31 protein-coding genes are annotated in these 18,019 nt (G+C 35.7%); 6 read left to right on the plus strand and 25 right to left on the minus strand.

Annotation, left to right across the window (positions count from 1 at the left end; genetic code table 11):
- The first annotated feature begins 116 nt into the window (after window positions 1-116).
- The 5 genes from BUC12_RS00005 to BUC12_RS00025 all read left to right on the plus strand — a co-directional run bounded on the left by BUC12_RS00005 (window position 117) and on the right by BUC12_RS00025 (window position 2,717).
- Window positions 117-305: a hypothetical protein gene (locus tag BUC12_RS00005; protein ID WP_073357269.1), complete on the plus strand. Its 189-nt coding sequence runs from the start codon at window positions 117-119 to the stop codon at window positions 303-305.
- Complete coding sequence (locus BUC12_RS00010) at window positions 302-562, plus strand: hypothetical protein (RefSeq protein WP_062175135.1); 261 nt, start codon at window positions 302-304, stop codon at window positions 560-562. Before BUC12_RS00005 ends, BUC12_RS00010 begins: the two co-directional genes overlap by 4 nt.
- A 120-nt stretch (window positions 563-682) precedes the next feature.
- Entirely contained in the window at window positions 683-1,105 is a 423-nt protein-coding gene (locus BUC12_RS00015) for a hypothetical protein (protein ID WP_062175136.1), read from the plus strand.
- 104 nt (window positions 1,106-1,209) lie between these two features.
- Window positions 1,210-1,599: a hypothetical protein gene (locus BUC12_RS00020; protein ID WP_139261981.1), complete on the plus strand. Its 390-nt coding sequence runs from the start codon at window positions 1,210-1,212 to the stop codon at window positions 1,597-1,599.
- 20 nt (window positions 1,600-1,619) lie between these two features.
- A complete protein-coding gene (locus BUC12_RS00025) occupies window positions 1,620-2,717 on the plus strand; it encodes an ImmA/IrrE family metallo-endopeptidase (RefSeq protein WP_062175138.1) in 1,098 nt (365 codons plus the stop codon).
- Window positions 2,718-2,769: 52 nt separating this feature from the next.
- Here the strand turns inward: BUC12_RS00025 and BUC12_RS00030 are convergent, their stop codons facing one another.
- From BUC12_RS00030 to BUC12_RS00090, 13 genes are all read right to left on the minus strand, one after another.
- Window positions 2,770-3,246, minus strand: coding sequence for a VRR-NUC domain-containing protein (locus BUC12_RS00030; RefSeq protein WP_062175139.1), 477 nt, complete (start codon window positions 3,244-3,246; stop codon window positions 2,770-2,772).
- 72 nt (window positions 3,247-3,318) lie between these two features.
- Window positions 3,319-3,549, minus strand: a complete 231-nt coding sequence (locus BUC12_RS00035; RefSeq protein ID WP_062175140.1) for a hypothetical protein — start codon at window positions 3,547-3,549, stop codon at window positions 3,319-3,321.
- Window positions 3,550-3,589: 40 nt separating this feature from the next.
- Window positions 3,590-3,865 (minus strand): hypothetical protein, encoded by a 276-nt coding sequence (locus tag BUC12_RS00040; protein ID WP_062175141.1) that lies wholly within the window; start codon window positions 3,863-3,865, stop codon window positions 3,590-3,592.
- 21 nt (window positions 3,866-3,886) lie between these two features.
- On the minus strand, window positions 3,887-4,174 hold the full coding sequence (locus BUC12_RS00045; RefSeq protein WP_062175142.1) for a hypothetical protein: 288 nt from the start codon (window positions 4,172-4,174) through the stop codon (window positions 3,887-3,889).
- Window positions 4,175-4,241: 67 nt separating this feature from the next.
- Entirely contained in the window at window positions 4,242-4,898 is a 657-nt protein-coding gene (locus BUC12_RS00050; RefSeq protein WP_062175143.1) for a nucleoside triphosphate pyrophosphohydrolase family protein, read from the minus strand.
- A 43-nt stretch (window positions 4,899-4,941) separates the two neighbouring features.
- Window positions 4,942-5,376, minus strand: a complete 435-nt coding sequence (locus tag BUC12_RS00055) for a hypothetical protein (RefSeq protein WP_062175144.1) — start codon at window positions 5,374-5,376, stop codon at window positions 4,942-4,944.
- Complete coding sequence (locus BUC12_RS00060) at window positions 5,373-5,663, minus strand: HNH endonuclease (protein ID WP_062175145.1); 291 nt, start codon at window positions 5,661-5,663, stop codon at window positions 5,373-5,375. The genes BUC12_RS00055 and BUC12_RS00060 overlap by 4 nt, the downstream gene beginning before the upstream one ends.
- Before the next feature lie 2 nt (window positions 5,664-5,665).
- The gene (locus BUC12_RS00065; RefSeq protein ID WP_201780476.1) at window positions 5,666-8,257 is read right to left on the minus strand and encodes a DNA methyltransferase; all 2,592 of its coding nucleotides are present in this window, start codon (window positions 8,255-8,257) and stop codon (window positions 5,666-5,668) included.
- 24 nt (window positions 8,258-8,281) lie between these two features.
- The gene (locus BUC12_RS00070) at window positions 8,282-8,932 is read right to left on the minus strand and encodes a DUF3560 domain-containing protein (protein ID WP_062175147.1); all 651 of its coding nucleotides are present in this window, start codon (window positions 8,930-8,932) and stop codon (window positions 8,282-8,284) included.
- Window positions 8,933-8,953: 21 nt separating this feature from the next.
- Window positions 8,954-9,154: a hypothetical protein gene (locus BUC12_RS00075; RefSeq protein ID WP_157257453.1), complete on the minus strand. Its 201-nt coding sequence runs from the start codon at window positions 9,152-9,154 to the stop codon at window positions 8,954-8,956.
- A 103-nt stretch (window positions 9,155-9,257) separates the two neighbouring features.
- Complete coding sequence (locus BUC12_RS00080) at window positions 9,258-9,467, minus strand: hypothetical protein (RefSeq protein ID WP_062175149.1); 210 nt, start codon at window positions 9,465-9,467, stop codon at window positions 9,258-9,260.
- A gap of 9 nt (window positions 9,468-9,476) precedes the next feature.
- A complete protein-coding gene (locus BUC12_RS00085; RefSeq protein ID WP_062175150.1) occupies window positions 9,477-9,791 on the minus strand; it encodes a hypothetical protein in 315 nt (104 codons plus the stop codon).
- Window position 9,792: 1 nt separating this feature from the next.
- The gene (locus tag BUC12_RS00090) at window positions 9,793-9,990 is read right to left on the minus strand and encodes a hypothetical protein (protein WP_062175151.1); all 198 of its coding nucleotides are present in this window, start codon (window positions 9,988-9,990) and stop codon (window positions 9,793-9,795) included.
- 164 nt (window positions 9,991-10,154) lie between these two features.
- Here BUC12_RS00090 and BUC12_RS00095 point away from each other — a divergent pair, with 164 nt between their 5' ends.
- Window positions 10,155-10,412 (plus strand): helix-turn-helix domain-containing protein, encoded by a 258-nt coding sequence (locus BUC12_RS00095; protein WP_062175152.1) that lies wholly within the window; start codon window positions 10,155-10,157, stop codon window positions 10,410-10,412.
- A 14-nt stretch (window positions 10,413-10,426) separates the two neighbouring features.
- Here the strand turns inward: BUC12_RS00095 and BUC12_RS00100 are convergent, their stop codons facing one another.
- The 12 genes from BUC12_RS00100 to BUC12_RS19940 all read right to left on the minus strand — a co-directional run bounded on the left by BUC12_RS00100 (window position 10,427) and on the right by BUC12_RS19940 (window position 18,016).
- Window positions 10,427-10,636, minus strand: coding sequence for a hypothetical protein (locus tag BUC12_RS00100; RefSeq protein ID WP_062175153.1), 210 nt, complete (start codon window positions 10,634-10,636; stop codon window positions 10,427-10,429).
- 4 nt (window positions 10,637-10,640) lie between these two features.
- Window positions 10,641-11,021 (minus strand): hypothetical protein, encoded by a 381-nt coding sequence (locus BUC12_RS00105; RefSeq protein ID WP_062175154.1) that lies wholly within the window; start codon window positions 11,019-11,021, stop codon window positions 10,641-10,643.
- On the minus strand, window positions 11,018-11,377 hold the full coding sequence (locus BUC12_RS00110; protein WP_062175155.1) for a hypothetical protein: 360 nt from the start codon (window positions 11,375-11,377) through the stop codon (window positions 11,018-11,020). Before BUC12_RS00110 ends, BUC12_RS00105 begins: the two co-directional genes overlap by 4 nt.
- Window positions 11,378-11,379: 2 nt before the next feature.
- On the minus strand, window positions 11,380-12,126 hold the full coding sequence (locus tag BUC12_RS00115; RefSeq protein WP_062175156.1) for an MBL fold metallo-hydrolase: 747 nt from the start codon (window positions 12,124-12,126) through the stop codon (window positions 11,380-11,382).
- A complete protein-coding gene (locus BUC12_RS00120; RefSeq protein WP_062175157.1) occupies window positions 12,123-12,743 on the minus strand; it encodes a hypothetical protein in 621 nt (206 codons plus the stop codon). The genes BUC12_RS00115 and BUC12_RS00120 overlap by 4 nt, the downstream gene beginning before the upstream one ends.
- A gap of 347 nt (window positions 12,744-13,090) precedes the next feature.
- Complete coding sequence (locus BUC12_RS00130) at window positions 13,091-13,981, minus strand: recombinase RecT (protein WP_062175159.1); 891 nt, start codon at window positions 13,979-13,981, stop codon at window positions 13,091-13,093.
- A 4-nt stretch (window positions 13,982-13,985) separates the two neighbouring features.
- Entirely contained in the window at window positions 13,986-14,612 is a 627-nt protein-coding gene (locus BUC12_RS00135) for a hypothetical protein (RefSeq protein ID WP_062175160.1), read from the minus strand.
- 44 nt (window positions 14,613-14,656) lie between these two features.
- A complete protein-coding gene (locus BUC12_RS00140; protein WP_062175161.1) occupies window positions 14,657-15,085 on the minus strand; it encodes a hypothetical protein in 429 nt (142 codons plus the stop codon).
- Between the two features lie 4 nt (window positions 15,086-15,089).
- Window positions 15,090-17,105, minus strand: a complete 2,016-nt coding sequence (locus BUC12_RS00145; RefSeq protein ID WP_062175162.1) for an AAA family ATPase — start codon at window positions 17,103-17,105, stop codon at window positions 15,090-15,092.
- A 19-nt stretch (window positions 17,106-17,124) separates the two neighbouring features.
- Complete coding sequence (locus BUC12_RS00150; protein ID WP_062175163.1) at window positions 17,125-17,385, minus strand: hypothetical protein; 261 nt, start codon at window positions 17,383-17,385, stop codon at window positions 17,125-17,127.
- Complete coding sequence (locus tag BUC12_RS00155) at window positions 17,366-17,599, minus strand: hypothetical protein (RefSeq protein WP_062175164.1); 234 nt, start codon at window positions 17,597-17,599, stop codon at window positions 17,366-17,368. Before BUC12_RS00155 ends, BUC12_RS00150 begins: the two co-directional genes overlap by 20 nt.
- A 240-nt stretch (window positions 17,600-17,839) precedes the next feature.
- On the minus strand, window positions 17,840-18,016 hold the full coding sequence (locus BUC12_RS19940) for a hypothetical protein (protein WP_157257455.1): 177 nt from the start codon (window positions 18,014-18,016) through the stop codon (window positions 17,840-17,842).
- Between the last annotated feature and the right edge of the window lie 3 nt (window positions 18,017-18,019).

Raw genomic sequence — 18,019 nt, forward strand, 5'->3', positions numbered from 1 at the left:
CGTTATGCTACGCTGAAAGAAGAAGATTTCAAGAAACTGACCAAAGCTATCAACGGAGGATATAACGGCTATGCTGACAGAAAAGAAATATGGGAAAAAGCAAAGGAGGTGTTGAAATGAAAACACCAGAAACTATATTTTATAATCTTAATAGCTGGGGGCGAAACGACATACTCGAAATGATAAGGAGCACACAAAGAGATGCCTATAACCAAGCAATTGATGATGTAGACAATCTGATTGAGAATCACGACGAAGAAGTTTACATCGGAGTAGTTAACGACATTTTAAAATTAAAGAAATGACAAAGTATAGAAAAAAACCAGTAATAATTGAAGCCGTTAAATGGACCGGTGCAAATCATTTGATTACAGAAACATTTATGAAAGGTAGCGGGGCTACTATTGACTATTCCCAATCCAAATTGGGAGTTATTATGATACCAACATTGGAGGGAATAATGCAAGCTCAAGTCGGTGACTGGATAATCAAAGGCATTCAGGGTGAATTTTACCCATGCAAGCCAGATATTTTTGAGAAAACATACGAACTGGCAGAATAATGAAAAAAAAACAGAATTGTATCACTACAACTCTGTTCCACTAAAACACACTTTTGTGAAAATTCTTTATTCACTTACACTAATAAATCTGAGGTTCAAATATATAAAAAATTCGATAATATGAAACGAACTATAAAAATTTCTTTGACCGTTGCTTTTTTGCTGATCTTGTTTATTGGATGCAGTACTAAATATATTCCCGTAGAAAGTGTGAAAACTGAATACAGGGATAAGTTTATTCGAGATTCGATATTCCAAAAGCAGCTTGTTAAGATATATCAAAAAGGAGATACCATATATAGAGATAGTATTGTTTATGAATACAGAAATAAGTTCGTAAAAGACACAGTTAATCTGTCTGATACTATCCGGATACCTTATCCCATTCCCGGTGATCCGATAGAAGTAAATAAACTTAAATGGTATCAGGAAGCTTGTATATGGTTTACATCACTTGTGTTAGTTGCATTGGCTTTATATCTCGGTATAAAATACAGAGGTAAGATATTAGCTTTCTTTGGGAAGTTGGTGTTTAGAGGCTGATGTTGATTATTTTATATTTAATAATAAAAATTAACAGTCGTATATCCCTAATCTTATTTCTTCTGCATACCTTCGCGAATCTTTTTACAAACTTTATAAATACTATGGATGTAATTTTCAAAGAATGTAAGGTGTGCAATATATTTAGAGACTTCGTAATAGATCCATCAGACAGAAAAGCTCAAAAGGCATTCAGGAAAGAGTTCGATGCTAAAATAGAATCATCATCTGTAAGACTATTTGATAGAGTAAAACTATCCGAAAATGCCAAAGTGTATAATGAATTAGCAGGTCATAATAATAAATTCGAGTTAGTCTCGGGTTGCAAAGATAAAGATGAACAGAAATTCAAAGTTCGAGTAGATCAGGATTATAGAAAATTCTTCTTTTATCTATGTGATAAAGAGTACTGCCTAACCAAAGATTGGCTAGGCAAATTTGAACTAATTGAGAATATTTATGTTTATGATATCAATAATCATAAATACGATTAATCCTTTTAATCCAGATTATTATGGTTACAAATGCAAAAGAAGATAAGGTAAATGTTTTTAATTCTGTAGAGATATTATCTCCGGTGGGAGTTGAATTAAAAGACATATTAGAGAGTAACGGTTTAGATATAGTAACTATATCTAATGGTCTCAATATAGATAAAAACCTAGAGGATATTTCTAAATTAACAAAGCAACATCTTAAATTACTAAAAGATATTACTAATATAGAATGTATTTCTGATTATTTAGCTTCATATCAAGAAAGTTATAAAAAAAGAAAGGCTAAAGCTGAAGATGCATATAAACAATATCTTTCTATTTACAAAAAATATGCCTATGTTATAGACTTGACTCTGGCTAAATTTAATACCGGCATAGATAGACTGAACGATTTTGCAGACTTTATTGGAGCCGATGACGAGATTGATATCCCCAATTTTATAGAGGATAAAGCTGCGTTATATAAAGTTACCGGAGGTACTGTAGATGAAGTTGCTTTATTTGTCTGGAAACGAAGAGGGGATGTTCTATTTAAAGATTTAAACCTACCAAGTTATAATAGAAAAGCTCTCTTTGATTGGATTGATAAGGGGATTTGGAAAACTAGATTAAATGACGAATCATATTTCAAGAGTCTTCCAACATTTTTTTCTGAGATGGGAGTTGGACTGATACTAGATCCATTTGTTGAAAGAACGGTATACGGATATGTTGACTGGATAGAGGGGAATCCTCTTATTCAAATATCAGATAGGGGCAAAAGTCTTGCTACTTGTTGGTATGTATTATTTCACGAATTAGGACATGTATTATTGCATCAAGATTGTCAAATATTTGAAGGTGGCCTTGAGTTTAGCAGATCGAAAATGTCTAAAATTGAGCAGGAAGCGAATGATTTTGCCTTTAAATATTTATTTAATGGACATAGTCTTCAAAAGTTCATATTTGGCAACAAAGCTAATTTAAAAAACGCAACCGAAGATTGTGTTTATGCATTAGCATCTAGATTTAATGTGAATCCTATGTTTGTAACATTCTGGATGCAAAAAGCCGGTATTGGTAATTATTTAGTGAAAAAGTTTACCCCGTCAATTAAATTTGAATATCATATATAAACCTTAAGCCTCTCCGGAGGCTTTTCTTTTCCCTATAAAGCCCGGGCTTTTTTCATTCCAGATACCACTTCATTATATCAATAGCCTCTTTCACACGACGGACAACAACATATTTATTGCCGGCTTTTTCTGCTTGAGATTGAAAAGTTATTTGTTCGTCCGATTGTTTACCTATAGGTGTTTTAAACTCTAAACAAAGACATGAATAGCCTTTTTTAGGTATTAATAAGATCACATCTGAAACTCCCGATTTTACACCTTGTGCTTTTAGGTTCTTTGCTTCTACGATATTTCTCGAGCCTCCATTCGGAACAGCAAAAAGGAGCTTGTCTGGTAACTTAGGGAAGAATAACGGAACTTGATTAAAGAACTCGATCTGCATACGCTCTTCGGGCTTATCATGCTTCTTTTCTTTCTTGGATGGGTTCTTCTTTTCTGAAAAACATTGATAGCAGGTAGGTCCTTCAGGAGTAGATATTACGGAAACAGTTTGTTTTTTACATTCGATACAGGTTTGAGGAATAGCCATTTTACATTTAAAATATAAATGGCATAAAAAAGGACAGCCTAAGCCATCCTTATATTATGTAATTGAAATATATTACTTACTTTTTAAACTTTGCTCATAATTTCCTACTGATAACTCAAGCCGTTTTATCTGCTCGTTAAGAATTCTTAGCCTTTCTTTATAAAAGCATGTAGGTATATTTTCTTCTATCCATAGCCTCCATCCTCTAATTTCTTGATGAATATCATAATATGTTGATGGCAGCAGATAATATGGATCATTGAAGTCTATCAATATTTCTATTTTTTCTTTTATATCATCCATGTCAGTTATTATTATTTATACAGTAAATATAATAATAAATTTATATAATTACTCTACAGCAGACGTAATTGATTTCTTCGGAGTGAAAGCCTTCACCGACATCTAAGTCTTTCAATTTAATTTTGTAGACATAGACAATAGGTTTCTGCATATCGTATTCTCTGACCAGTTCGAATGATTGCTTATAACTATTATCCTCTTTTCTCTTGCTAAGTACTCGATCCACTTCCTTTTTATCCAGAACGAGATACCTGTATGATTCTGGGTTGGTTGTAAATACCTTTGCTATCAGCGTACTCTTCCGCTTCCCTCTCAATGAGGGATTGTATGTCTTTATTCATAGATATGGTGTTAAATCTGATAATTTTATTCTTTCTCCGCTTTTTAAATCTTCAATACGACCGATCATTTCTTTGATAGATACACCTCGATCATCCATCATAAAAGCAAATCCATCCCCTGGAAGATAATCTACGCAAATACTATCATCTGCAACATCTGTATCATTTTCAATAAACGGATTTATCAGAGAGAATAATTCAGCTTTAGACGCAGAAAAAGCCTGATATGTCTTTGCTGATCTCCTATAAGCTCTTTTTATTGTATTTGTTTCTTTTTTTGCCATTATATCTTAATTTTTACCCTATACACATCTAAATGATATGTATATAGAAGTGGGGGTTGTTATACAATTAATAAGCTTTACCATGCTTATGAGGTCTGTTTTGGTTATACTTCAATTTAATAGAGACATGCTGCCATAGGTCGATAGATAGTGTGTTACAAATATGTTCAATTGAAAGTATCGATAATTCTACAATTTCAGAAGGTGTAAATTCAATATCATAATTTCCGCATATAAGCTTAACAACAGCAAAAACATGATCTACAAATGAGCTAAACTTTTCGTCTATAGGGCTACAATGTACGTATTCTGCAAGTGTTCCTTCTTTTGAGAAAATATGATATTTTCTCAATCCTGCTAAATCGAGTAATCGAATAGTAGCACCTGCTAGTTCATCCTCGATAGTATCTTTTACTCGGTATTCAAAGAATCTCTTAAATGTATCAATCTCTAACTCCTCTTTGGCTTCATTTATAACATGAGGTCTAGCAAGTATTTTTCCATTAAGTAAATCATTTATATCTGAACGTCTTTCTTTAATTTCGGAGAACATTCTTTCCAAATCAGCTCTCTCTCCTTTCCTATCAGCTTCTACAGCTTCTGACAGTTCTGTAATTACTAACATCAGCAATGTTTCATTATTATGTTCCATATCATGGAATCCTTTTTCTTTATTTGCTTTATACACCTCTTTTGAGAGGGCGTTTAAATCTGGTCTGTTCATTGTTATTTTATTTTGTACCATATGGTCGAAGTCAACAATATGGTTATGGTTTTAGTTTAAAATGTTCTTTTAATTCGGTAATAGTGGCTTTGTGATATTCTCCCTTTAATATATCTGCATATTCTATGCTTAAATCCCAATCGAATAAAATTCCTTTAGGTATTATATAGTCGTAAGGTTCTCCAATAGTATCAGACCATCCGTGATAAATATCTGTATCAGCTACAAATAATTGATGCATATTTCTTATATCTGTAATTGCTGTTATAGCTTTGAATAGAGGTAGGTTATTCTGGCAGTCGATGGCTAAACTGCTTTCATGTGAATAGCATAGGTTATACCATCCATTAGGGTATGTTGATATAATTAGATTATCTCGTAGAATTATATTCTCTGATATCTTATAATACCCGATCTTCTCTAACCACTCCCTAGCTTTGGGAGTATTTTCGATAAATGCACTGTATTTGAATTTCATAACTCTAATTTCAATTGGTTTTTATCACTTTTTCTTCTTCTCGCTTTCTCTTTAGCATCATATCTTAAATGACATCTTTGGCATAATGCAGCAAGCCTATCATAAGATATATTCCAGTTCTCTTCGTCATGATCTAAATGAGCAATAGTAAGCACTATTTTTTTACCGTCTCGAATCGAATAGTTTTCAACCCCGCAATGCTCACAGCAATTGTTTGCACGTTTTAGTATCGCGGGGCGAATCTCTGTTTTCCAATTTGGAGGATAACGTTTGTAGTCTATTGGCATGGCTATACTATTTCTGCCATATCAAATAACGCAGGAATATCTACATTCTGTTCGGCTCCCTGACAATAAACTACTCCATCCGTGAAATAGCTAGGGTTCAATTCAAATCCCAATCCTTTACGACCTTTCAAAACGGCACGATAAGGAACGGTATAAAGTCCGGCAAATTCATCAAGAACGATCTCTCCGGGATTACTTAATTGCTCAATAGCTCTATCTGCAATATCAAATTGCATCGGGCATAAGTGCATTTCTTTTCCTTTGCTCCATTGTGAGCCATTAAGCGTTCTCATTCGTGTAACATCCGTCCAGACTTCATCGCTCCAACTCTGAGGTTGTAACAGCATAAATCCGGAAGGAAGTTTACCGTGTAGTTCTAATGTTTCTGCAATCTTTACGATATATTCAAAATCCCATATTTCGTTTAGAGAATATTTTTTGAACGTTTGAAATATCTGTTTCGGATCAAGCTTAGCCAATTCTTCCGGTGTTATTCCTCGATTGCCAGAGCTTCGAGTATATCCCGCTGCATCAAGTTGCCATCGAGCACGTGAATATCCGCTTTCATTATTCCACTCACCGTCCTTACAAATGCGTTTTTCTTTTACCACCGGTATATCAGCATAGGCATTTGTCCGATCGGTTTGAGGTTTGCGAAAATAAAGAAGATACTCCGGCATACCTACTCCCATCTTAGAGCCATCTTTACATTGCTCCGTCCATCCTAAACGATAGGTTTGATTATTTTCTCTTACAACATCGGTAACGATCGTTTTCATACCCATGTAGGCAAAGCCATGCTTTTTGTAATGGTTGATCGCATCCAAATGAAAAGGATAAACTTCTTGACAACCCATGCCCGATAATCCCATCGGAACAATACGATCTTTAACATGTACAACAGCAAATCGACCAGGCATTAAAACTCTAAATTTATTTGGTGTTAAATAATCCATTTGTCGCCAGAACTCTTCGTTGCTTTCTGAGTGTCCGAAATCTGCATAGTTGGGTGAATATTCGTATTGAGAAGAAAAAGGTATAGATGTTAACCCTAAGCCTACCGAGTTATCGGGATACAATTCAGCATTGGCCAATTCAATAACATTATCGTTATTTACAGCTGTGAAGTTTTTGCCTTTTACCTCAATTCTTTCTACTCCCATTTTTCGGGCCAGATGTTGAGCCATTTCGGTATGGGATAAACCGTATTGTTTTATTATATCAGTCATGATTTTTAGTTGTTTGATGTGATTTTTCCACTTCTTCTCTAATGATTTACGCACACCTCGTTCAGCTTCTGTATAAATCAAATCTACTCTTACTTCATGTCGTTGTAGGAACCGTTGTAATCGATGAAGTGATTGTATAAAATCGTTGAATTTGTAGCCTATACCCAAATATATAGCCCAATGACAAAAGCGTTGAAAGTTACAGCCCGATCCTGCAATAACTGGTTTTGCCGCTAATTCTGGAATATGCCCGTAAGAGAAATCGTGAATCGCTTTTTCTCTTTTTTCATAATCTTGCGATCCATAGATTGATGTTATACCAGGTACCGCTTTTTCGATAGCTCTCCTTTCATCTTCCAAGTCATGCCAGATTATACGATGAGCATCGGGTGATTCTGCTCGCAATTCCATCATCTTAGCAATACGAGCATCAAGGCTTTCTCTTTTCTCCTTAGCTGATTGTTGTAGGCCTAGAGCTGTATCTTTAAATAGCATGAATTGTCCGCTCTTCTCAACTGAAGCTTGGCTGTGATCTGTCGGTATCTCATGCCAACGCAAATCAAGTTCAGGAAGGATGTAACCTTCATCATCTGCCGGATTTCCTGTTATATCTGATGGTTTGGTAATAAACAAGGCCCATGAAGAAACCCAAAGCCAGAACTCTTCTTCTCGATGGGGGTGTAATGTTAGATTATCTGCTTTCGTAGAATCTCTTTTAAAGAATCTGGTCTTAGCTTGCGATACATCCATGATCCCGAGAAAGTCAGCATAAGCAAGCAATTCGATATAATCATTCGGCGATGGTGTTGCAGTGGCCACGAATCGATACTTTATATTTTCGGCTCCACGTCTCATTTGCATAGGACCGGCATCACCGGTAAATAACCGCATAAACTCACGGAATGTTTTTGAGCCTCCTAATCCACGTAACACAGATGCTTCGTCCAAACTTGCTACATCGAATATACGAGGGTCAAGACGACCGTCACGAATACTTTCATAGTTAGTTAGATAAATACCGTCTCCGGTCATTTCTGATGCTCTGCGAATAAATTTAGGAGGTTCGTTCCATCCCATAATATCGAAAGAATCTTCAATAAACTCTTGTCTCACATTTAACGGTAGGACTATTAATCCATTCGATGCACTGGCTTTCTCTAATGTACACCTAACAGCTTCAAGTTGGGTAACGGTCTTATGTAATCCGAAAGATGCGAAACAAGCTCGTTTACCACCTTCAACCATCCATTTAACAATAAGCTTATTATGTGGCTTCAAGCGTGGGTTAATCTCGTCAAGTTCAATCTTGAATCCTTGATTGTCGGCTACTTTTATTTTTTGTTTGAGAAACTCTTGATATTCCATAATTAAATATTCGATATAAAATTTCTATTCAACATCACCCCACAATTTCTTAGCGAGATCATAGTTCTTTTGAGCCTCATTAACGTCTTTCTTTGCGTATGTTAAAGTGTAAGAATGTGATCTTGGATATTTGCCACTCTTTAAGCCTTGGTGGTATTCAGTCGCAACTTCAAGTTTATGTTCGTAATATTCGATACTTTCGGGCATTGATAGGTTAATATCGTTAGCTCTTTTAGCCCAGTACTCAGCTTTACTTTCATGCGATGCAGCTTTATCACTAAGTTCAACTGATTTACCCATAGCATTCCAGCTCTTATTTATGTCACTCCTATGCCTCTTTTCCGAGTGATGTCCAACCAAAATAGGCTGACCAAATGGAATGTGTTTTACTGCATCATTTGATTTATTAAAATATTCTGTCGATTTCTTTCCTGCCGAGCTGGCCCACTCCTCATATCTCTCAGCTTTCGCTTTAGCTCTTTCCTGCATATTGTAGCCATCAGCACGAACAATAGAGTAGTAATAGAAACCTTCTCTTTCGAATATCAGGTTGAAAACAATACTTTCGTTTTCTTTACCATACTTTGTAGTTACATCAATCATTTCTCCTTTTTCGTGCTTTTCAGTACATTTAGCTAAAAACACATTCGGTACATATTTGTAATAGGTATTCATATAATTTGAATTTTAAAGTTTTTATGAGTTTTTAATTATTTCGGCTGCTTCTTCAGGTGATACGCCGTCTATCCGCAAACTATTTGCATATTCAGCATCGTAGTTACTTGAACCTGCTGCTTGGAAGAAGTGATACCACCATGCGTTTTCGGCTTCGTAGCTCTCTAGTTTTCTCTCATTAGAATCGAACCTCTTTATTTCTTCATCTGTAAACCTTTTCATCACTGATTTGCTTTTCAGGAATTCTTCCCGATATTCTCTGTGCTGTCTAAGACTATTTATAAATGTTGTATACTGACTCCTTATCTCTTCCATGATTGTAGTCTTATTTTATTTCAAGCATCCGAATGCTTTTGTAAATATCTGTTACCTGAAAGCCACCTATACTTAGCTCATTCACCTTTTTAATTGACAACTCAACAGCTTGTTTCATAGAGCAGCATTCAGGACGATATAGCTCTACATTCTGATAGTCTACTGTTTCTTCGTGTATCGTTTTACCGATCAGAGTTATGATGTATATTTTCTTTTCCATTTTTAAAGATTATACTGTTAATTTTCCATACTCATTTAATATCTCAATAGCTGTATCAATACCACCAGTATCAAAATCATCCCAACGTTCATCGAAATAATAGACATGACCTTCTTCTACATTTGCAGTGTTTTCGACATCAGCTTCTTGTTTATATACTTCAAAGCAATACCCAGTATTATCACTTGTTTTCGCATATATGCGCCTCATTATTTCGCCGTCTCTCGAATCATCTTCTATGATATGTATATTGTCTACAATATCGCCGTGAGTTTCTAATATCTCAGTGGTTAAATCCCACAATAACCGATTCTTACTTTTCATATTATTTGATTTTTATTTTATATATTCCAAACTCAGGTACTTCTTCTCCGAAAAACTCGGGAAAAGCATTTACCAATTTGTGTCGGTTCTGTATGTCTGCTTTGTAAAATAAATCTCTCAGAGCTACATTGAACGACCCTTCCCCAGTTCGTGTGCCATTGTGCATTTGCATAAAAACACTTTCTATTTTTGTTCCCATATCCTTTATTATTTAATTGATGGTTTAATTCTATGGTGTAAAACTAACTAATAGTTTAATATTTAGAAAATATAAAGTATTAAAAATATTAAATAATTAAATTGTCAGTTTGTTTAAAATAATATTATTACATTCGTGGTTAAATAATAGATGTTATAATCACGATGAATAAAGTTAAACTAAGAGTTAAAGAGCTTTTAAAAGAAAAAGGAATCACTCAAAAGGAATTTGCCGAAAAACTAGGCATGACAGAAGTTGGATTGTCGAAAGCTATAAACGAAGATGGTAACCCGCCATTAAAAAGGCTTATCGAGATTGCAGATGCTTTAGAAGTAGAAATAACTGAATTATTTGCTACCCCTAAACAATCTACATTCAGTTGTCCGAAATGCGGTGCTAATCTTGCCATCACTGAGGTGTAAAAATCATACTTGTTTCAATAGCCTGTTTCAAATTCAACAAGAAGCGATTTTATAATATCATTTATCTGGGTTCCTTTTCCGCAAAGTGTTTCAGATCGTTCTACGGTTGTAGGATCACCGGTATCTTCGTCAATAAACTCTTCGTTCCAATAACGATATACTGTTTGCGTCAGATACCATCCATTAGCTTCTTCTACGGGTAATGTTTTCTTTTGTAATTCCATAATTTTAATATCCTGTTTTATTGATTCTTAATTGTTCTCTTTCGTAACTTAAAATAGATCGTAAGGCATCTACCTGATGAGTTGCAGCAGCATTGAGGCGATCTAGCCAATCAACCAAGTAGGCTTCTTCTTCGGCAATCGAATCTATCAATGTGTTTTGCACTTTAGCCGACAAACATTGTTCTTTGGCTATATTGATGATTGTATTGCTTATTTCCGAAGCTTTCTTGCGTCTCAAAGCTTTCTTAGCTTCTGCCAACATAAAGGCTGTACGGCTGATATATGGCATAATAGCGCGGATGCGTTCGAGTACTTCTTCGGGATTTTCAGAACATTCGATGTCGAGACAATCCTGTATTTGTTGGGCTTCTTGTTGGAGTGTCATTTCTTCTTACGTATTTTTATTTTTGCATTTTCACACAAGTAGATTATTAAGTCCGCAAGCAAGTCTACAAATTGATCTACTATTTGTCCTTGGTCGCTTCTTTTAGAATCGTTATATGAAATTAAATCATAACCCCATCTATCTAAGAAATTAGAAATTCTAACATAGAATCGAGTCTTTTTCTTCCAGTCAATAAATACAGTTCCATCCTTATGAAAGGACTTATTGAAAGATATGTCCTCAGGGATTAGATTCAATAATTCATATATCTGGAATCCGTTTATTAACGCAGGTGTAAATCCCAATTTGATGAGATTTTTAGTCCTGTTTTCATCTGTGAATTTGTTTTGTACCATAATCAATAAGGATTTTTATTAAAGTCAATTGTCAACCCTTTGAGGGCAATGTGTACGTTTTTCCCAGTCGCTTCTACTACCTTATTTTTGAATAGCTTTGCATCGGAATTCTGAGGGGATAGGTGTATAAGGACGATATTTTGTACCTCTTTGATATCATTTGCTTTCAGAGCTTCAATAGTTGTTTCTAAGCTCATATGAGATCGGATAACACGCTGATAGCGTATATTGTCAATCTTACCATCAATAAGATTCTCATTCAATATCCTTTCTTCGTAATTGGCTTCTATCAATATCTGATTAAGACCTTTGAATCGATTGGGGATGTAGTGAGTATCGGTAACGAACAGGATATTTCCGCTTTCAGGATGATTGATAAGAAAGCCAAGGCAAGGAACATCATGTTTTACTGAGAATGGCATGATTTTAAATTCGCCGATCGTAACCTGACGGCCAGCCTCGATAATATGAGTAAAGCCGCCTCTACGATCATCTGCTTTTGACAAGTGTACAGATGTTTCGACATTCATTAATAAAGTAATCCCATTCTTTAAATAGTCATTAGCATACTTTGAATGGTCCCCATGGAGATGTGAAACAATTCCTCCCACAACCCTAGATAAATTAAAATCGAGAGCTTCTTTGACATCCTTCAGAGGTAAGCCACACTCCAAAAGGAGTGTTTGGCTTTTGCCCTCTAAGATGTACCCATTGCCTTTGCTGTTTGAGCCTAAGATTTTGAGTTTCATACTGGAACGACTTTATAAAAGGTATAATCAGAATCATCAAATTCACGACAGATACTTATATCTTCTCCTTCTATCCAGACAAAGTCACTAGCTCTATCCTTCAATACCTTCATGTAGTTCTCAATATCGCTAAAATCTTTATTTGTAGAATAACAAAGGGCTGTGTCTCCGGCTTTTAATTCATCTTGAGAACACGGGATAAGTTTACATTGAATGGGATTAATGAATTTTTTGGTATCAATAGGGTTATTTACTATCCACTTGCCCTCATATATACCCAAAAATTGACTCTCTCCGAATTTGATAAATAAACCGTCTCCATAGGACGACTTTATGATATTCGGATTCACCATATATATTCCTATTCCTTCAGGGACTAGTATATCCTCAAATTCAACCTCAGATGGCATATTGCGAATACTAGCAAGGTGTTGCTCATGTTCTTCTTTCGTCTTCATCCAATGCAGGCAATTAGGATCTTTTGCTATTGTTAGGGCTGAAACCAACCCTAACATTTCGTCCCAACCGAGTTGATCGGAGTATCTATCCCCCTGAACAACATTGAATGCACCACCTTCAAGTTTTTCTATTGTGATTGTTTCTACTACTTTTTTCATGGCTTAAAATAGATTTATGTGAAAGTGAAACTTATTTAATACGATAAATAGAAGTATTGAAATGGTGATTAAAGAATCAACTCTACGTATCCAGATATATTTACCTTTCGGTATGAATCCCATTATGATTATCAATAGAAAGAAATACCATTGAAAAGAGAGTAATCCAATAAATAATATAATCCAATAATAAAAACTTGCTAAAGTATATATACCCAAATTGGCAGTCATTTTCTCATCTTCTTTAAATCTGTAAATTGCATTTACAATACGTTTAGTATCTGATAGTTGAATTATCTCTATAATTGTGCATAATAGAACAGCGATATAAAATATTACTTCCATAATCAATAAGGTATTTCGGTTTGAGAATTAGTCGATTGTGCAGGAGCTTCTTGTTGTTGTGCTGGCTCAGGTTCGGTAGCGGCTTGAGGTGCTTCATTTGGGATATCCTCAAATGCTATTTCTTCGGCATTGGCTTTATTGAGGACTTCTTGTTTAGCTTCTGACACAACATCTGGCTTTTGCTCGTTATCGTCAGAACCGTTATCACCCATCAATGGAGCATCATTTGATGCACGGATAAGAAGTTTTGTCATACGGTTGTAAACCGTCTTAATTGCCATCTGATCTGTAAAGTTTTTGTGTGCTATACTACCACCTTTGGCGGCTCCCTGTAACCAAGAATTACGAATCTGATTGATATTCATTATCTCCATATCCTGAGTACCGTCTTCGAGTTCGTAAGTGACATAAGCACCTATAACATCACCTCCGATAGATGCTAAGTCCTGTTTGTGGTGTATCAGTTTTCTTCTACCATCAACACCAACCTCGAATTTGAAATCGTCTCCATTGAAAATGGCATTCCCTTTGTGATGCTTTAACCCTCCGTATCGCATAGCTAAAGCGATGTTTCCTGTATATTCCGGATCACAACAAAGCTGGGTTCCTCTTACGATGAAGTCACATTGCTTCTTCATGACCGATAAACCGAGAACAATCATTTTTAATAGGGCGTTGGCTATACTTTCCTTGCTACAAACTTCTAAAGCTAGTTTGCCATCTTTGTTTTTAGTCTCAAGCAACACCAAGTGGGCCGCTTTTAGTGCATTTTCGGGACTGTAATCAGGTGGTAATCTTAATTCCCCTGCTTCTCTGAATTGGGTAACACGTTGTAGAACTGAGTCGCTAATGCTTTTAGGCAATTGCTGTGTCTGTAATTTATTGTTTTCCATAATCTTATAAATTTTCTAATATGTATTCTTTTACTTTTGGTTCTCCATATTTGCTATATCTTTTGTATAGCCTTTTTCGTGGAACATTGATTCGATTAGCCCATCCTGTGAGGGTGTCAGTTATTGAACCAACGGTTATTTTTATCACATTTCGTCTATGAGAATCATTGAACTCTTTAGTGACCCATCGGCAGTTTTCGGGGCTGTATCCTTTGTCATTGTCGATTCGATCAATTGTGAGATTCGTTTCATAGCCATTTGATTTAGCCCAATGAGCAAAGACATCATAGCTGTTTTTCCACTCCTCACGAACAGATATCCCACGACCACCATAATTAGGAAAGTCTTTATCTTTAGGAAGATGACATCTTTTATTCATGTGTACCCAGATATTATGAAGCCTTTCTTGAGAGTGTCCATGTTTAATCATTCTATCTTTAACTGTTTCAGAAAGAAGACAACCGCAAGACTTAGTTTCTCCATATTGAAAGTTGCTACGGCGTAATATCTTTTCGTTTCCACAATCACACTTGCATTTCCAAAGAGTACTTGACCCACTTCTTGCCACAAACTCAAGCACCGTTAAGCGTCCGAATCTTTGCCCTGTGATATCTGCTATTCTTCTTCCCATACTGCTACTTGTTGTTTATTTTCTGTTGACATGATTATTGTTGTTTATTTGGTTTCTGATTCTTGAATAGGAATATCCATCGGATCGTCTAGTTCTTTCAGTTTATCCAATTCGGCTTGAAGCTCTTTCTCGGCTTCATCTTTAAGACCTTTCGCATCTTTTTCGATACTGTCAGCTATGGCAAGCATGATAGTGTGTTTATTGTTATTTAGATACCTTAGTAGGTGCTTATTGAATATTTCAGGTGAAAGACTAACGATATTAGTACACCCCGAATTACCATAGAAACCTTTCCAAGAATCAAACGTTATTGTTTTACCTTGGCAAGCTTTGAATCTATCATCAAGATTAAAACCGTATCCAAACTTGTCACACTGCGAATCTGATTTGTATTTTTCTAAATTCACATTAAAGAAGTTTCTAATTTCCGATACATTTTTTCTTAATTCTTTTACTTCATCTAATTTTTTCATATCCTTAAGCAAATAATGATTCTTTAATATTTTCTTTTAGAGTCAGCTTATCACATGATTCATCCACCACAAAGCGGATAATCTGAGATTCGGAAGGGATAAGCTCAACCACCGATTCGGCATTATCTACAAATATTGGCAGATACATATCGAAGTGCTTCGAAAGGGTATTAATACATTCTATACCGGCATTAATCTGGGCAGCATTATTCGCAGCTTGATAAGGTGTTCCATCGATAAGAGCCTCACAGCATTCTTCTTCACCGCCAGTCATAAGAGGTTTGAACATCTTCCATTTGATTGTAGCGAATAAGCCATTGATACCGTTTTCGATTGCTTCTATCTTGGCACGGTTAAATTTATCCGCGATAAACTCCTTACCTTCAAGTGTAGCCAGTTCTTGAGAGAGTTTTTTCAGTTCTGCGTCGAGGTCTTGAATACGTTTCTTTTGAGTTTCGGCAGTAGTTTTGATATAGAGCAGCTTTTTCAGTTCGTCTATATCTCGACTGATCAGGGCTTTTTTCTGACGAAGCTCCGTTGTATCTGGTTGCTGAATCTCTGTTCTCTGTTTTTTAAGTTCGTATACTTCTCCGACTAGACGTTGATATTCTGCGTTCTTTTCGAGCAGATCAGAAGCAACAAGATGTTGTTTCTCTTTGTTACCTTCGACTTCGATAGCCTCTTTTAGGCTGATTGCTTCTACTGCCTTATCAGATAATTGGAAGATAATAGCATCTTTCTGTCTTTTCAGTTCTTCTAACTGGGTAATCAAAGAATCAAGAACCTCTTTTTCTCTTTTTCCTTTTGCGATATTCGCTTGTAGCTTTTGGGCTTTATCCGCATTGAATTTCTCAACTGCATTGTCAAGCTTCTCTCCTAACAATTCAGCACCACAGCTCGGGCAATGTTTATCATCTTCGTGCATTTCTATTGCATTCAGATCTCCATATGCCGAGCGAAGAGTGGTAAGAAGTTCTTTTTGGCTCTCAATTTCCGACTCTTTATTGTGAATCTTCGTGATAATAAGAGCCTGGTCTGAATTGAGAGAACGGATAAGATTTTCAAGCTGTGTAAGTTCATTTTGCAACCTGACAAACTCCTTGTTTTGGTCTTTATTTAACCTATCCACTTCTACCTCTGTATCGCTCTTTATTGCAGCAAGACGGCGCTCTTTTTCAAGAATAACAGACTGTTGCTTCTTGATATCTTCGGCTTGCCCCTCGTATGCTTTGGATATATCGGAAAGTTGCAGATCGATAGCTGATAATTCGATACCTTTTGATTTGATTGATTCTTCAACAGCCATATAATCAGGCTCTTCCGGTATGGCAAGAGTAGCCTCACGAATCTTTATAGGTATTTCATCTATTTTAGATTTGAGCGTTTTCTTCTCTGCATTCAGCTTTTTACGGAAATCATCAAGGTTATTCTTTCCAAGTTCTTCTATAAGCTTTGCAAAATCTGTACTTGTCGCTGATAGCTTGCTAAGAATTGCATCATCGGTTACTCCGGCAAGCTCCATTAACAGTTTACGTCGCTTTTGCCATTCCATATTCAGAAAGAAGCGAGGATTTGACAATAGATGAAACTGTTCGGAACTTCCGAATAATTGGTTTGTTCTCTGGTCAAAATCTTTCTTCAATGTTAGAGGAATACCATCCCATATGAATGTGGTTGTATGGGTATCGAGTTTGCGTTCTTCTTCACCGGTAGGTTTTACCCACTTTTCTTTGAAGGTCCGGGATACCTTGTAGTTTGAATAGTCTACATCCATATTGACGGAAACTGTATGTTCCAGATGATGGATAGCTTCGTTATTCTCATCAAGAGTTTTGATCTCATAATCGGCACGTCCTTTAGCATCTTTGCCTGTCCATAACCATGACCACGCATCGCATATCGTTGACTTGCCAGCACCATTTGTCGCATGAACATTAGTAATATGTTCTGCCGGATTAAGAATGTAATCCCTGAGGCCCTTAAAATTTAAGAGCGCTAATTGTCTGATAATTAATTTCATGATTGTTTGTTTATTGAAATTACTCTGTTTTGTAGATATAATTCTGAGCAATAAAATTTTGTAGGTCTATAATGCCATTTGTAAGAGCTTCTAACTTTTCGATGGCTTCTATAACTTGTTCAGGATCATTCAAATCGTTGTGCAATTGAATAGAGCCTCGGCAGTCATGGATCGTTAATTTCATTATGCCATCTTCCATCACTTTAGCATGGCATGAAGCCATACTTCTGGGGCTATCCGGCAATAGAAAGTTTTTGCAGTTATAAGTCTGTTTCGTCATATAAGTACTCTGTTTTAATAATTAATAATCCAGCTTCCTCGACTACGAGACCTTTGTCTGAATGTGTAACACGCATTTCGTCTAACTGGCTTCTGTCTTCACTTATTTTATCTTTGCTACATTTGGCCAATAAATAAAATGCGACAAACATTACAGATATCCCGAAAATGATCTTGAAGAAATCAAATACAGGGTTAATATTATTCTTTTTCATATGCTTGCGTCGATTATATATGCGAGCAATGCTCCGATTGTAATTCCTATTATCCAAGAATAGCATGTAACTGAACGATCTAATATCTTCTCAGTCCTTTCTATTTTTGCTATTTTATCAAGCGTTTCTTTTTTCATTTCATTATCGCGTTTATCGATTTTAAATTCGTCCGTTTGAATAGTTGAGCCGAATATGAAAACCTTGTAACACTATGCTTGGTATGCCTAGATTAATTAATATTTATTTTTTACGAGGGTTATTTATTTTCCTTTCAGCAAATAGATTTTCAGTATCATAAAAGATGGTTGCTCCAATCTGATTGTATCTCAATCTACCAGCTCTTTTCCAATTACAGATTGTTACATCTGTTACACCTAAATGAGAGGCTAAAGCTTTATTTCCTTTTATTAAAGTCATAAT

This window comes from Indolivaga macrotermitis (assembly GCF_900128985.1).
Lineage (GTDB): Bacteria > Bacteroidota > Bacteroidia > Bacteroidales > Dysgonomonadaceae > Dysgonomonas_A > Dysgonomonas_A macrotermitis.